Raw genomic sequence first — 15511 nt, 5'->3', positions numbered from 1 at the left:
TTTTGGTACTTTATTGTAACAGAATAAACCCAAATTTACGCATTTTTGTAACAAAACAAACCCAGTTTTAGGAGATTTTTGTAACAGAATAAGGGCAGTTTAACGGCTATGGGGATAATAACGCTTACATAGCTTCTAGATTTCGAGATAGGAAATAAGGCAAACAAAGGTTTATTAGCGCATCGCATAATGAAAAGCCTTTGGCCTCTCCATCTGTTCGGTATAGCTATTGCCGAAGCGATCGGTAACGCGAATTTGCAACGTGCTGCTTGCTGAGGACGCTTTCACCTTAAACATATGTGATGTGTTAGATGAATCAAATGTAGGCACTGCATTCACGTTGATCCGTTTCATCGCATACGAGATAATATGTAAGGGATCGTAGGAAGAGACACGTTGAACAGGGAGCGACACACCTTGCTCAGTGACGGCGATTGTCCACTTTGGATCATAACCCCATACATTGATCAGCACCTCATTAGCTTTATTTTCTTGCGCAAAATCAAACGCATACTGCGTAACCAGGCGCTGATTCTCGACATTGACATCTGGGGCGTACTTTGCGGAGGTGATATGTACCGTATTCAAATCATAGGAACGGAATTGATAATTGTCTTCATAACCGATTGCTTTGTATCGCCATTTTAACACCTTTCCTGTCGCATCCCAAACGGCATACCCGCCGGGGCTTCCATCGGGCGCAATGTGGTTGTTGGCGTAGCCATTTCTACCTGTCCACCACCAGGTAGCACATATAGCTGCCGTATTATGTTCCATAAAACTATTATCCCTTACGACGTTATTGTTTATATGGGTGTGTCCAGTCAGTACATGTACTTGGGAAAAACCAGCGAACAGATCAACCAACTGCTGCCCATTGCTCATACGGAAGCCGGGCAAACTTCCATTGCTTGCGGGCGCATTGTGCAATTGAATATGCGTGGCCAAAATAATGGGAGTAGCCGGATCCACCGTTGCCAGATCCTTCTTCAACCAATCAATCTGTTGTTCTACCAATTTTGCATTGTAATTACGACTTCCGATTGACCCATTGGCACCGCCAGAATTGATATATTCTATATTGTCAAGCACGATGTAATGCACCTGTCCAATATTGAAAGAATAGTAGGTCGGTCCCAAAATTCTACGGTAAGCATTCTCCGAGAGCCAATCGCTCGCAAAATAGGGATCATTATCATGATTGCCAATGGTGTTAAACACAGGGGCATTAAGCGTTGCAATTTCTTTCACATATTCGGGAAGCATAAAACTGTTGCTATACCAATATGTTTCCCAAGTGAGGTCTCCAAGGGTTAATGCATACACCTTTTTTCCTTCGGATTGTACGTTAGCGATTTGCTGATTGGCATCTGCTATAAATCCATTTTGGAATTGCGCCAAGTCGTCATTTCTATTCGCAAGATGCATATCTGCCAAACCTAGCATAACATGGTTTTCATTGTTCACTGGCTTTAGCTCGAAGTCGCGGGTATCGATAACAGCTGGATTTGCATTAAGATACCGATAAAATAGCGGAAGATTTTGATTCGTACTGACCATCTCATAGTTCCCAGGAATGGAAACGAAGACATAACCTGTCCTTTTGTTAGAGCTAAGATAATAGACCCCCTCCTCGTTTGTTCTGGTAACATCATATCCGTCTGATACGACGACGTTGCCCAGTCCCTTTCCTGCAACATGAATGATGCCTTTGACAGTTTTGCCATCCATATCAGGAATATCAGCCCGGAGTACGAAATTAAAACTGCTTGTGCCCAATGTTTGTTGCGCGTTGCCCCGAGAGGCCGTGATAGTATATCGTCCCTCCACAAAATCTGCGGGCAGCTTGAGCAGGGCCTGCGTTTCCTGAGCTTCCGAGATACGCATACTAAACGATTTTGTCAGGCCATCCAATGGCGCAAACGTTATCTCATCGTTGATCTGGAAACCTCGTCCTAAAATTTGCGTGGTGGATTCCTTGACTACATCCCACACTAGTGGAATACGAACATCGCCTAAATCAAGCTTATTGCTCTCCGCCGTCGGTGGCGGCAATTCACCTGCTGATGACAGCTCCTTTCCGCAAGCAGAAAAAATGAAGAATAGCAATGATAAAAAGAGATAACAAGCGCTCCTCTGTTGGAAAAGGTGTATTGTTTCTTTCAGCAGCATACAGACTTTATTAGTTGAAAACAAATACAGGGGGCTGAAAAGGATATGAATTAAACAGCCCCCTATTATAAAATTTACTCCGTTTGTCGGGTCACAAACTCCCCAACTTCCAAATCGCTAGCAGGAGACTGTTTCGTCAACTGCTTGGCATTGTAACTTCGAGCCGTTTCCCAAGTTCGCGTCGTTGTATTAAAGACTCCACCCAGCTGAATGAACAGCCCTACGTCTGCCGGTAGAAAATGCGGAATACGGTACTGATTTGTTCCCATCGAGAAGAAAGGCTGCGCTTGTCCGGTTTCTGGATGAAATGGACGATAATGATCGTTGTTCGCAACGCGATACCCTAAATTATTGACCGAATCAACGATAGTGGCCGTACCAGAACCGCCAAACATCACCAAATCAATTGGGACGGTAGCCTCATTAATATTGGTTCCGACAAATAGCGCCATACCACTTGCATTACCGCTGTTCGCCAAAATATTCGAGTTGGAATTACCCAAACCATCGCCACCCGAGGTAGCATAAGGTATCGCTCGTACCCAGTTTAACTCAGCAAGAGAGGTTGAATTAGCGCCATTAATACGCCGTTGATGACCGCCCACGTAGAAAAATTCACCTTTTCTTACAGATCCTTCGGTAAGGTTAAACTTCAAGGTACGCGCTCCGCCCGTTGCCCATCCTGCACCTGGAGGCGCTCCCGCATTCGGTTGGTTTCCTCCGGCATTATTCGTCGTCACCACGGCAAATGGAATCTCCGCAAAATTAATATCGACGTTTGCACGCAACTGGATGTACTCATAGTTGCCGTCACCCCCCTGAGGGTCGGCGCAGTAGCCTGTAAACACCAACGGCATAGCGCCTAAATCGCCTGGAATCTCCGGATCTGAAATATCCAAAATGTCTGACGCCATTCTTGGCCAAATCGCCATGACGGCAGCATTCTCCGAATCTCCAAGAAGTATCCCCTGCACATTGATATTACGTGGAACAGAAAGATTTGCAAAAGGTGCGCTAGGGAGGGTGCGTATATTGAGCGTATCAGCTCCATTGACCATGCGTTTTACGCCTGAGAAGGTTTGTCCAGGCTCGGGTCGTGGAAACATCTCGCCACCAATTATTTGCACATATGTACCTTCGAATTCGTTAGGACGTTGGTAAATGGCCGAAGCTGTCAGGTTACGACGGTATATTTGCGAAACCGTTGCAACCACTTCGATATCTGCCGCGGTAACCGCATCAACATAAAGGAAACCCTCTCGTTTAAGTTGCTTATTGCTAATGTTTACCAAGATGGAATCACCGACGCGATAATTTGCAGCGATATCTCCGACTTTAAGTGCAATACCGTGCAGCTTACCCGGCTGTACCTGCTGCACAATCATCATCCCTTCCGGAACATTTCCGGACTGCGTATTCGAGATTACCACGCCTCGCGTTTGCTGCGCTTGATTGAGCAACTCGGCCGTCATCTGTATGTCTGTCCCCTTATGAATTTGCCTAACATCTTCTATGGTAATGTAAGGACTCAATGTGCCATCCAAAAAATTGCGCTTTTCGCAAGCCTGCAACAAGAACATGAGCAGAGGTAGCAAAAAGATATAGTTTAAATACTTTTTCATCAATGTACGTTTTACAATAAATATTAAGGCCGTTGCCACCATACCAGTGTATTAATATCGTCCCTACCTTGTTCTGCCACTGCTTTGGTATAATTTTCCCGATTGGCGGATTGCACATAAACCGGATAATTTAACCGCGCAGGCATTCTACCGCCATTGAGGTGTCCAGAACGTATCGGTAACACTGGATGTCCGGTACGTCGATATTCAAACCAAGATTGCATATCCGTAAAGAACAGGGCGTAGTATTTCTGCAAATGGATAAGCTCCATTTTTTCAAACTCACTATACGAATCGTCCCAGGCCACCAAGTCCGATGTCAGATAAAAAGATGGGACGGCATGGTTCCAAAGCTGTATGCCCGCTACAGTCCCTCGCTCATAGTATGTCCGAGCTGGCTGAGCGGTGATCCACCCTTTAACGGCCGCTTCGGCCAGTATCAATTGCAATTCCCCGTAATTCAGGATATTTCCCAACAGCGGGTTTGACATTAATCCAGTGTTCAATGCGGATCCCGCCACCGGTGGTTGCCCAACAGGGTAGCCACTCGGCACGCCAAAATAATCACCATCTGCCAGTGAAACCCAGGTGACGATGCGCGGATCACTGCGTTCATTGAGTTTGTCAATAAAAAAGCTTGCCGATCTTGGCCCGTACCAATCCGCAGGCCGCCAGGTCGCAAAGGGCGAAACATAGGGTGCAGAGCCGGTCCAACGTAAAATCGCGGAATCGTCATTATTGATCATGATTGGATAAACAAGGGGGGATTCATCAACGATTTTCTTGATGATGGCCGTTGTATTTAACTCTGTTTTATGGGCTAAACGTAATGCCAGGCGTAAATACAAGGAATTACCGAACTTACGCCATTTCCAGGTATCGCCGCCAAAAATAGGATCGGCGTTGCCATTGATCTTAAACGTAGGACTTAACCCACGCAGTAAGGTATTAGCTTCTTCCAGTTTCGCAAACAACGCAGGATAAATATCCTGCTGCTTATCAAACACTGGACGCACAGCATTGAGATCTTTTGCACGTAAGGCTTCGCTGAACGGAATATCACCGTAGATATCCGTCAGGATTGAAAATATCCACGCTTCGCAAATCTGTGCAATAGCCATATATTCCGGCTGGTTGAGTTCTTCACCAAACTCGTAGATATCCCGAAAGTTGCGCAGCTGTAGATACAGGTTGTTCCACATATAATCGGCTTCACTGGTCTGTATATCATAGCGGAAGATCCGTCCGTCACTATCGCCCATATTAACGGTCACCTGCATCAGCTCGTTGGTGATCCGTTGGCTGCGGCTCATGTTGTAGCCAACCACTTTGGTAATTGCCGGTGCCAGTAAGTTTTCTGGTTGCACCCGCGGACTGGTATTTGGGTTGGTATTGATCTCCTGAAAGTTCTTGTTGCAGGAAGGTACTAGCGTGAGCGTCGCCAAACTCAGGCCAAGCATGTATATTGATCGTTTAATAAGTCTTATCTTCATCATTCATGTATTATAATCCAATAACAAGGTTCACTCCGAATGTACGCGTTGCAGGGAACTGTCCCAACTCAAACCCGCGCGTGATATCACCGTTACCCAATGTTCCAAACTCTGGATCGAAAGCAGGCCAGCTCGACCAAATAAATAGATCTCGGCCAAACACACCTACGGAAGCACGCTGCAGTCCTATGTGGGATAACACCGATGGACTTAGCGTATAGTCGAAGCGTAATTCGCGGAGCTTTAAGAAGTCGGTTGAATAGGATGTTCCCTCGACGTTATCCCTTCCTAAATGGGCGTTATAATAATCCCAAACATTGGTCGCAATCACATCATTCGGGCGGTAGGTGCCGTCGCCGTTGGCAATAACGCCATTTCCGATAATACCGTTGTAGCGGCCCGGCAGCGTATTTTTCGTTTTCCCTTGCTCGCCGTGCACGGCCGAGGTCAACGAGTAGCCGACCGCGCCAAATTGCGCATCAAACATAAAACCTAAACGAAACTGCTTATAACGGAATTCATTGTGTAAACCAACACGCCACGCTGGGTTCGTTTGACCGATATACTGCATGGTATCCGTCAATTGCGGCAGACCATTTTCATAAACAATCTGTCCATCCGGAGCACGCTCGTAGCCGCGTCCGTAAAGATCATCCATCCGTGCACCAACTTTTGCAATAATAGCCCCCCTACTTCCCGGACCATTTTGAAGGATCATTTCATTCAAATTATCCGTCAGTTCCAGCACCTTATTTTTATTCGTACTGAACGTCGGGCTCACTGTCCATTGAAAGTTTTCTTTCCGTATGGGCATAATGCGCGATTCGATCTCCAAACCGCTGTTTTGAATTAAACCTGCATTGACTAAAATCGTACTAGCACCGGATGCCCTATCCACCGTTGCTCGTAGATGTTGGTCGGACGTCTTACTCGTGTAATAAGTCATATTCAAGAAGAATCGTCCTGCAAACATCGATATATCGGTCCCGGCTTCATAGCTGGTGGTATACAGCGGCTGCAAATTTAAATTAGGCATATTGGTTGGATTAGATCGGCCTCCAGGGAAAATTGGTTCGATGTTGTAGTTGTAAGATGTTAAGTAGGGATCATCGGATCCACTTCCTACGCCAGCAACTGAACCCCGAAACTTAACCAGCGAAAATTGCTTAGGTAAACGCACGACATCAGACAAAACAAAACTTACATTGAGGGAGGGGTATTGAAACGGCTTCCCTTTACTGATCGGCGATGCCAGCGCGCTGTTCCAATCATTTCTGTAGGAAAAGTCCGCAAAGAGATAATCTCTGAAAGATAAGGTTCCCAAACCATAGAGGCTATTGGTCACTTGTGCCTGTCTCTCGGGCGTGCTAACAAGGTTGCCTGCGGCATTGCCCAGGTTGAATATACCGGGGTAAGCCAGAGAGTCAGCGCTGTTCCTTTCTAAATTGCTTTCACGCCTTCTTGTGCTTCCCCCTGCCGTCAATCTTAGCTTAAGATCAGGTGTGATTTCCTTATTGTAAGTCAACATCACATCCGAGGTTGTTTCTGTGCTATTGATGGTCTGCGTGCGATACATTCCCTTTTTAAACTTTTCGGTATCCCAAGGACGTTGTTGGCTTCTATTTTCCGCATTTAAGTCCATGGTTGTTCTAACCAAAATATCCCAGTTTTTGGAAAATTTGTACGTAGCATCGATACTTCCCGTCAAGCCATGTCGCTTGTTCTTATTCAACATCTCGTTGGTAATCAAATACGGATTATCAACCAAGCTACTGAAGGGATAATTTTGTACCATATTTTCTTGCCCGATCTGCCAATAGTTTGTTAACCAATCCAGCGAAGCATTCGGTTGCCAGAAAGCATTCCAGTACATTAAGGATTGGTTATTATAACCGGTAGATGGCAAGTTGTCGCTGCGGTTTTGACGGTAATTAATTCGCGTTTGTATCCGCAATTTATCGGTTACGCTATGTCCGGCGGTCAAAGAAACGTTATTACGCTCATAGCCCGTATTGGGGATAATCCATTTATTCCGCAAATCGGTGAACGAAAACCTAATCTGTGTCTTGTCATTACCTCCATCCAAACTCACGGAATTGGTAAAGGTTGTTCCGGTGTCGAAAAAGTTTTTGCGCTCATTTGGATATGCCTGCCATAAGGTGCGTTCCGTAGCACGTGTTTGGGTAACAGGGTCGTATTGAAAAAAATATTGGCCATCAAACTTTGGACCCCAGGCCGAACTCGTGCTGCGTGTACTCGCGCCATCAATGCCCGCGTTGAAGGAATAAAAGCGAACACCTTCGGTACCTTGTCCGTATTCATATTGGTAATCCGGCCACCTGGAGATCGATTCCATTGTGGCATTTGAGGTGATGGTCACTCCAATACCTTTTCTCGCGCGGCCCGATTTGGTGGTAATCACAATGGCACCATTACCACCGCGTTCGCCGTATAAAGCTGTGGCGTTAGCGCCTTTTAGCACCGTTAATGTTTCAATATCTTCTGGATTGATGTCATTGATACCCGTTCCAAAATCTGTTGGCGAATCACCACCCAAATAGGCTCCGGAGCCGTTACCAACCTGCCTCCCACTACTTTGGCTAACCATCACACCGTCAATAACAATAAGTGCTTCGTTGTTTCCGGTGAGGTTGTTTTCTCCACGCAGAATAATTTTGTTGGATCCTGCAGGACCTGCACCAGAGCGCACCAAGTTCACACCGGCAACACGGCCAGATAATGCCTCGCTCCAGTTGTTGGGCATAGTCTGTGCAATGTCTTCGCCTTTTACTTCGGTTGCCGCGTAACCTAGCGCCTTCTTTTCTCGCGTGATACCCAGTGCTGTCACCACCACTTCTTCCAAATCACCAGTCGTCGGCAACAAAGCAAAATTTACCGTTGATGTGCCGCCTTCCGTGACCGTAATTTTTGATTTGCTCATGGTTTCGAAAGAGATGTACCGTGCCGTAAGGGTATAGGTACCGGGAGCCGCTGAAATAGTAAAACGCCCCTCAACATCGGTAACAACTGTTCGGTTCAATTCCACAATCTGGACAGATGCCGCAGCCAAAGGCTCTCCCTTATTGTCGGTGATTACGCCGATAATACGTCCCGGGCGCTGCTGCTTCTTCAAAACGAGCGTTCCATCGCCTCTTTCCTCGTAGGTTATTGCGGTTCCAGCGAATAGGTTTTTCAATACCGCGTCTACCGATGTCGAGCGGTACGCCTGCTGGCGAACTGCGATATTGGCTAAATTAAGTGCCTTATCGTCAAAGGCCATATCAATGCCCTGCTCGGCCTGCAATTTTTTGATTGCAGCATACAGATTTGTATTGGATACCGAAAAGTCCACTTTCCGAAGATGGACTTGTCCGCTAAGCGGAGCGGCTAACAGCAGTTGAGACACCGTTAGGCCGATTAAATACATAATAAGTGTCGTACGCATCATTATTCGTATGAACAACAGGTTTTTATTCATATTTTTATTGTCTTAGTAATTCAGATTAAGCTAAGTGGCCTTGCTGAGGGTCTCAAGCTGAGCGCGGCCAAACGAATGTAAACAGGTGCCTCTTTGGTGCCTGTTTTGTTTATTGATTAGTAAAGTATTATTTCATTATCTTCCCTCCTGTAGTGTAGCTGGTGCATACCGCAGACAACGTCCAAAGTTTGCTCCAACGAACGGTTGTTACGTATCTGTAAATTGTATGAATATTTTTGTGCGGACCTACTCTCGTTCCGCAATCGCATGCCGTAGATAGTATAAATGGCTTGCGCCAGGTCCTTGAAGCTTGCTTGTTCCAAAATAACACGCCCTTCACGCCAAGAGCCAATAACCGCAGCCTGTTGCGTAGTGCTTTCACCATTATGAATATCGTAGGATAATACCTGGCCTTTGGTCAGTTGATTTAATTCTTGCTCGGCGTGATCCCACACCGCGACCTTTCCATGGGCTACACCGACGCGAAACTTCTCGGTTGCAGCATATGCCTGGATATTAAAAGCAGTTCCCAAAACCTGTATTTTGATATGTTTGGTTTTTACGACAAAGGGTTTTGCGGGGTCTGGAGACACATCAAAAAAGGCCTCCCCTTCCAGCTGCATTTGGCGAACGCTTGTCCCATAACCTGCATCTACGGATAGCGTGGAATTCGCATTAAGCCACACGCGTGAACTATCCGGCAGTGTGATCAGCTTTCTTTCTTTTGTTGTTGTCGATGCTGTAAATGCGGCTATATAGTTGGCTTCCTGCATCTTGCTGTCCTGCGGGGTCAAGTGCCGTTGCATGTAGTTCCACGAGAACACTACCGCCAAAAGAGCGGCCGTGCTTAATCCTAATAGGACGTATCGATGTCTTCGCAACCACGATGGCTGTTTTGTTGACATCGGTAGATTAGCCCATATGCGTTGCCGCATAGCGCTACGCGCTGTTTCCGTATCAAATAGCGGCGCGCTGTCGTTTTGTACGGAAAAAGATTCATACCAGATATCCACAGCTTTGCGTTCAGCAGGCGATGCGCTGTTATCCTCGTATTTGCGGAGCAGTTTTTTTAGCTTTTTAAATATCACGTTCTTTCGCTTTTCACACCTATAGTGAATCGAAACGAGAAAAAGTACTTCAAGAAATTGTTATGCGTGTGTTAAGTTTTTATGAACAGCAATAAAGCGGCATAAAGGGACGAGGTTACTTCAGGATGTTTTTCGGTCAAAACGTGTTTCAGACGTTTCAAGGCTTGCGAATTGTTATTTTTAACGGTTTGTTGGGACAGGCCAAGGGCTTCTGCAATTTCTGCTATCGTAAAATCTTGGCTACGCAACAGAAAAATTTGCCGCATATTGTCTGGAAAGTGTACAATCGCTTCCTCCAGCGTTTTCTGAATCTCACCGGCTGCGATAACCTCAAGGATGCTTTCCTCAAATGTTTGCATCCGAAGAAGCAGATGATCGACAACGCTTTGGTGCAGACGCGATCTGGAAAAATGCCGGATGATCTTATGCTTTAAGGCGCCGTGTAAATAGGCCGATATAGAGGTAGATATCTGAATACTATGCCTGCGCTGCCAAAAATCAGTAAAAATATCTTGCACCATATCTTGTGCTTCATCATGTTTTTTCAGCCGATAACACGCCTCCCGAAAGAGGGCTTCCCAGTGCCTATTGAAGATTTCCGCGAATACATCCTCACGTCCTCCTCGCAACCCATTCAAAAGCGCTGATTCCTCCATATGTCTAACTCCGTGCATGATAGGTCAAAGATATACTTTCAATATTAACACAATATTAATTAGCTTCGATACCGACCTCTTGCCATCTGGTATGCGCCAGCAATATCCGCTTACTACGTAAAAAAGTACGTCGAGGCGCACAACATTTCCTTCTAGACTTTTTTACATACTATAACCTTCTAAAAGGAATATGTGCAATAGCGAATCATGTTTTGCTTGTTAAGCGGTTTCGTATACAGATACTGAGCTCATCAGTATAACCAGTTAGCGTTCTTATCGGAACTTACAACGAATATATAAAAAATATAGATTTGTTTCTGCAAGTTTTTTTGTCCGCCATTTTTTTTTAAATCGCTTCGATTTCTGTCGCTGTAAAGCAATACTTATCTTTGCCAGATGATCTATTTCCATATTCCTTTCTGTAAGCAAGCATGTCATTATTGCGATTTTCACTTCAGCACCTCGCTGAAGCACAAAGATGAGATGCTAAAAGCGTTGCACATGGAACTTGATCGACGCCAACAGTATCTAACCGATAGAAAGGTACATTCTATTTATTTTGGTGGTGGCACACCGTCCATCCTACAGGCTTCGGACATCGCAAGGCTGATCGATAAGGTAGGTGTCCATTTCGAAATTCATCCAGACGTAGAGATTACACTAGAAGCAAATCCAGATGATTTGGATAAAAAGAAAGTAGAAGACTTGCGCCATAGCGGCATCAATCGGTTCAGTATTGGCATTCAATCATTTTTTGAGGAAGACCTGCGCTGGATGAACCGCGCGCACAACGCCAGCGAAGCGGACTCAGCCATAAAAAGAGTGCAGGATGCCGGTTTTGAAAACATCACGGCTGATCTTATTTATGGTTATCCTTTACTCACAGATGCGAAGTGGAAAGCAAACATTGAACAGCTTTTAGCATTTGACATCCCCCATATATCGTCATATGCGATGACAGTCGAGCATAAAACGGCATTGGCACATTTCATCCAACAGCAAAAAACGCCAGCTATGGATGAGGCGCAGGCCGCAAACCAAATGGAATATCTCATGGATGTATTAACTGCGCATGACTTTGAACACTATGAAATTTCCAATTTTGCCAAACGTGAACGCTACGCGAAACATAATACAAATTACTGGCGCGGCGTTCATTATTTAGGTATTGGGCCGTCAGCACATTCCTTTAACGGTGAATCAAGAAGCTGGAATATCGCTAATAATCTCCAATATATTCAACATATGTTTGATGGCAGCAGTGCGCTGGAAACGGAAGAACTAACGTTGCGTGATCGTATTAATGAGTATCTGATGACTTCTTTGCGAACGATGTGGGGTGTCGATATAGACAGGATCATTAAGCTATTTGGCGCCGAACCCACCACAGCTATAAAAAAGGCCGCACAACCGTTTATTGAAAAACAACAGTTGGTCTTCGTAGAGGGTCGTTATCTGCGTCTGACAACCAGCGGAAAGCTTTTGGCAGACCATATAGCGTCCGAACTTTTTCTACTGGATGTATATGATGATCATTAGCGGATCGCGCGGTCTACACTAAATCCATAACAATGGTTGACCTGTTGCGTTCGGAGATTAGCGCACAGTCTACCATGCAAACAAGGGATACGCTCGTTATTTTCTTGCATGCTGGCGATAGGCGCAACATGCAAGAAAATAAAAAAAGTAGCTCAAATTTAGCGTATGTCGCAGTTGGGTCTATTAGTAGATGTATGTGCTGTACTTATACTCTCTTCCCTTCTGCACGCTTACATGCTGATAGTTGTTGTAAGCGGCGTTCGTGACACTGTTATAAAAATACAGTACGTATTCTTTGTCCGAAGGAATTTTTAAAATCACGGTTCCGGTGTCATCTGTTAAAACCTTGAAATCCGCAACACGCAGAAAATAATTCGTGTCTGACCTGTAGTCGAATCTATTGGCTGGCACAACGGCTATTCCGATATTTCTGAGCCGCTGGCCATTGTAGGATTGTACCGTCACAGAAAGGGTCCCGGAGAAATCCGTTACTTTCGTTTCTTTCTGTTTCCCCGCTCCTGTTGTTACCTGAACGTGCTCCTGTACCATATAGCCCACATTGTTCACGATGGCAGAATCCGCACGCAAAAGATAGGTTTGCGGGTTAAGATCCCCAAAATCTACTACACCCTCAGCGTCGGTTGTACGCTGATCTATTAGCGCGTGGTAGGTGGCATAGTTCCCTAAAATATCATACAGCGAAACTTTTACATTGGGCACGCCTTTGCCACTGTCATCAACAAGCTTGTAGTTCAGCTTGCCGCTGGTTGAAACGATAACATCGACATCAGTCGTTTTTTCACATGAAGTGAGTATTCCGAAAATCAGAATAAGTAAGGTTAATTTGGATTTCATATTGTTGGGTAATATTTGATGCCGCAAATATATTATATCATTTTATTATTTCTCAAAAAAAATAAAAATACACCATGCTATCGCAATAAATGGAAGTGAAAACAAAAGGCAAACCACATCAAAACACTGCACTTTCCAAAAAAATATTTCAACGAAAAAACATTTAAAATAACATCCCAAGAGGAGTGACATTTGCCTGAGAGCTGTTTTTGAAAGAAGTTATGTTGTTGTACCCTATGCAGGCAGAAGTTTTTGCGCTTGCAAATATTTCATAATAATTGGGGTAGCACCTGATTTTTCTTGTACATAGGCTCGAGCCTTTTCTGACGCATAAGCATATTTTTCAGGCAGGGTAAATACGGAAAGTAATTCCTCAAATTGCGTTGATTTGCTTATCGAAAAACCGGCACCTAATTCGATAAGGTCAATAGCTTCTTGAAACCTGCTATAGCGCGGCCCAAAAATAACTGGCAGCCCGTAAGTAGCCGCTTCTAATGTATTATGTATACCTACGCCAAACCCACCGCCGATATAGGCCAATCGTCCATAGCCATACAATGATGATAACATACCGATGTTATCAATGATGATTACCCGAGCCGCTTTGATGGTTGATGGTGCATGGGTTGAAAAAGCGGAGTAAAATATGGCTTCTGGAAAGATGCTCTTAAGCTCTTGTAAATGAGATGTGGACACCTCGTGGGGCGCCAATACAATCTTCCAATCTTGTTGTTTCAAAAAACAATCGGCAATCAAGCGTTCGTCCTCGGGCCAAGTACTACCCGCCACCAGAACTTTTGTATTCCCATCAATAAATTGCTCCACCGCGGGCACGCTGCGTCTTTGTTTAGGGAGCTCGACGACTCGATCAAAACGCGTGTCACCAGCCAAACCTGCCTTTTTTATATGGATCGCTTTGAGCAGGTGAACAGAATCCATATTTTGGGCAAAGAAAAAGCTGACCTTCTGTAGTATCGTTCTAAAAAAATGGCCATACCATTTGAAAAACACCTGATCTTCCCGAAATATGGCGGACACTAGGATAAGCGGAATATCCCGCTTATTCAGCTCATTGAAATAATGATACCAATACTCATACTTGGTGAACACGACAAATTTAGGCTGTACACTGGCGATAAATTTCTTTGCGTTACGTGCTGTATCCAGCGGCAGGTAAAACACATAATCTGCCAATGCCGTGTTCTTTCTTATCTCATAACCCGAAGGTGAAAAAAATGTAATTACAATTCTTTCTGAAGGATACCGACTTCTGATGGCCTCCATAAGCGGGCGCCCTTGTTCAAATTCGCCGAGCGAAGCAAAGTGAAACCAGATGGGGCGTTGACCTGGGCCAATCGTCTGCTGGATGTGATTCAGCAATTTTTTCCGCCCCGCGATCCATAACTTTGCCTTGGTATGAAAAGGCGAAATAATCCATAAAACAATGGCGTAAAAGCCTATCCCGAAGTCGTAGAGAACACGCATGTGAAAAAAATATCCGTATATTCGTCAAAGATATTAAACTTTATCGATTCCAAACGTGCGTGGATAAACAAGAGAAAAAACGAATATTAATTACAGGGGCTGCCGGTTTTCTCGGTTCGCATTTGTGTGATCGTTTTATAGCCGAAGATTTTCATGTGATCGGGATGGACAATCTTATCACCGGTGATTTACGCAATATCGCACATCTTTTCAAGCTGCCTAACTTTGAGTTTTACCAGCACGATGTTTCCAAATTTGTGCACGTTACTGGCCAATTGGATTATATTCTCCATTTCGCATCGCCAGCCAGTCCTATTGACTACCTACAGATTCCTATCCAGACATTGAAAGTTGGGTCTCTGGGCACACACAATCTATTGGGGCTAGCAAAAAGCAAGTCAGCAAGGATATTGGTCGCCTCAACGTCAGAGGTATATGGCGATCCGCAAGTTTCGCCGCAGCCAGAAGAGTATTGGGGAAACGTGAACCCTGTTGGTCCTCGCGGCGTCTACGACGAAGCAAAACGTTTTCAAGAGGCCATGACTATGGCTTACCATAATTTCCACGGACTGGAAACGCGCATCGTACGCATTTTTAACACCTACGGCCCACGCATGCGACTGAACGATGGCCGGGCCTTGCCCACCTTTATCGCGCAGGCGCTAAACGGCGATGCACTAACGGTATTCGGTGATGGAACACAAACCCGATCGTTCTGCTATGTCTCGGACCAGGTAGAGGGCATATACCGTTTACTATTATCGGATTATGCATTGCCCGTAAATATTGGAAACCCTGATGAATTGACCATCCTCGAGATGGCACAAGAGATTATTAACGCCACAGGAAAAAGATCGAAAATAGTCTATAATGCTTTGCCGGTCGACGACCCTAAACAACGTCGCCCTGACATTAGCAAGGCAAAAAGCCTATTACACTGGAAGCCAGAGGTTAGCCGTGCAGAGGGTTTGCAAAAAACTATTGCCTACTTCAAAGCTTTGCCACAGGAGGAGCTTAAACGCAAAGACTTTACCTACTTCAATCAAAAATAGCCCTCCGCATTCTTCGCGTTAGGCTGTGGTAAAGTATTCAGCATAGCGTAAATTCTATGCTGAATACAGTA

Annotated in this window: 10 protein-coding genes; 2 read left to right on the top strand and 8 right to left on the bottom strand. The window is 45.0% G+C overall.

Annotated elements, in window-relative coordinates:
* Nucleotides 1–174: 174 nt before the first annotated feature.
* The 6 genes from B0I21_RS09015 to B0I21_RS08990 all read right to left on the bottom strand — a co-directional run bounded on the left by B0I21_RS09015 (nt 175) and on the right by B0I21_RS08990 (nt 10509).
* Nucleotides 175–2172 carry a calcineurin-like phosphoesterase C-terminal domain-containing protein gene (locus tag B0I21_RS09015; protein ID WP_133640148.1) on the bottom strand — a complete coding sequence of 666 codons (1998 nt, stop codon included), beginning with the start codon at nt 2170–2172 and terminating at the stop codon, nt 175–177.
* Between the two features lie 74 nt (nt 2173–2246).
* Nucleotides 2247–3794 carry a DUF5689 domain-containing protein gene (locus tag B0I21_RS09010; RefSeq protein ID WP_133640147.1) on the bottom strand — a complete coding sequence of 516 codons (1548 nt, stop codon included), beginning with the start codon at nt 3792–3794 and terminating at the stop codon, nt 2247–2249.
* A gap of 23 nt (nt 3795–3817) precedes the next feature.
* Nucleotides 3818–5290 (bottom strand): SusD/RagB family nutrient-binding outer membrane lipoprotein, encoded by a 1473-nt coding sequence (locus tag B0I21_RS09005; protein WP_317130178.1) that lies wholly within the window; start codon nt 5288–5290, stop codon nt 3818–3820.
* 7 nt (nt 5291–5297) lie between these two features.
* The gene (locus B0I21_RS09000; protein ID WP_133640146.1) at nt 5298–8765 is read right to left on the bottom strand and encodes a SusC/RagA family TonB-linked outer membrane protein; all 3468 of its coding nucleotides are present in this window, start codon (nt 8763–8765) and stop codon (nt 5298–5300) included.
* A 116-nt stretch (nt 8766–8881) separates the two neighbouring features.
* Nucleotides 8882–9853 (bottom strand): FecR family protein, encoded by a 972-nt coding sequence (locus B0I21_RS08995; RefSeq protein ID WP_133640145.1) that lies wholly within the window; start codon nt 9851–9853, stop codon nt 8882–8884.
* A 71-nt stretch (nt 9854–9924) separates the two neighbouring features.
* Nucleotides 9925–10509, bottom strand: coding sequence for an RNA polymerase sigma factor (locus B0I21_RS08990; RefSeq protein WP_208292309.1), 585 nt, complete (start codon nt 10507–10509; stop codon nt 9925–9927).
* A 396-nt stretch (nt 10510–10905) separates the two neighbouring features.
* On the opposite strand from B0I21_RS08990, the gene hemW reads away from it, so the two are divergent.
* Nucleotides 10906–12048: a radical SAM family heme chaperone HemW gene (gene hemW / locus B0I21_RS08985; RefSeq protein WP_133640143.1), complete on the top strand. Its 1143-nt coding sequence runs from the start codon at nt 10906–10908 to the stop codon at nt 12046–12048.
* Nucleotides 12049–12231: 183 nt separating this feature from the next.
* Here the strand turns inward: hemW and B0I21_RS08980 are convergent, their stop codons facing one another.
* A complete protein-coding gene (locus B0I21_RS08980) occupies nt 12232–12903 on the bottom strand; it encodes a carboxypeptidase-like regulatory domain-containing protein (protein WP_133640142.1) in 672 nt (223 codons plus the stop codon).
* A 234-nt stretch (nt 12904–13137) separates the two neighbouring features.
* Entirely contained in the window at nt 13138–14388 is a 1251-nt protein-coding gene (locus tag B0I21_RS08975) for a 3-deoxy-D-manno-octulosonic acid transferase (RefSeq protein ID WP_133640141.1), read from the bottom strand.
* Between the two features lie 59 nt (nt 14389–14447).
* Between B0I21_RS08975 and B0I21_RS08970 the strand changes: the two genes are divergently transcribed.
* Nucleotides 14448–15440, top strand: coding sequence for a UDP-glucuronic acid decarboxylase family protein (locus tag B0I21_RS08970; RefSeq protein WP_133640140.1), 993 nt, complete (start codon nt 14448–14450; stop codon nt 15438–15440).
* The last annotated feature ends 71 nt before the right edge of the window (nt 15441–15511 follow it).

The organism is Sphingobacterium paludis (genome assembly GCF_004364125.1).
Taxonomy (GTDB): Bacteria; Bacteroidota; Bacteroidia; order Sphingobacteriales; family Sphingobacteriaceae; genus Sphingobacterium; species Sphingobacterium paludis.
Note: the sequence above shows the minus strand (reverse complement) of the source record. Positions and strands in the feature narration are given on the sequence as shown.

What these genes read in the sequence shown, in the direction of transcription:
- hemW (WP_133640143.1), top strand. Translation starts at nt 10,906, where the DNA reads ATGATCTATTTCCATATTCCTTTCTGTAAGCAAGCATGTCATTATTGC.
- B0I21_RS08990 (WP_208292309.1), bottom strand. Translation starts at nt 10,509, where the DNA reads ATGGAGGAATCAGCGCTTTTGAATGGGTTGCGAGGAGGACGTGAGGAT.
- B0I21_RS09005 (WP_317130178.1), bottom strand. Translation starts at nt 5,290, where the DNA reads ATGATGAAGATAAGACTTATTAAACGATCAATATACATGCTTGGCCTG.
- B0I21_RS08975 (WP_133640141.1), bottom strand. Translation starts at nt 14,388, where the DNA reads ATGCGTGTTCTCTACGACTTCGGGATAGGCTTTTACGCCATTGTTTTA.
- B0I21_RS09000 (WP_133640146.1), bottom strand. Translation starts at nt 8,765, where the DNA reads ATGAATAAAAACCTGTTGTTCATACGAATAATGATGCGTACGACACTT.
- B0I21_RS08980 (WP_133640142.1), bottom strand. Translation starts at nt 12,903, where the DNA reads ATGAAATCCAAATTAACCTTACTTATTCTGATTTTCGGAATACTCACT.
- B0I21_RS09010 (WP_133640147.1), bottom strand. Translation starts at nt 3,794, where the DNA reads ATGAAAAAGTATTTAAACTATATCTTTTTGCTACCTCTGCTCATGTTC.
- B0I21_RS09015 (WP_133640148.1), bottom strand. Translation starts at nt 2,172, where the DNA reads ATGCTGCTGAAAGAAACAATACACCTTTTCCAACAGAGGAGCGCTTGT.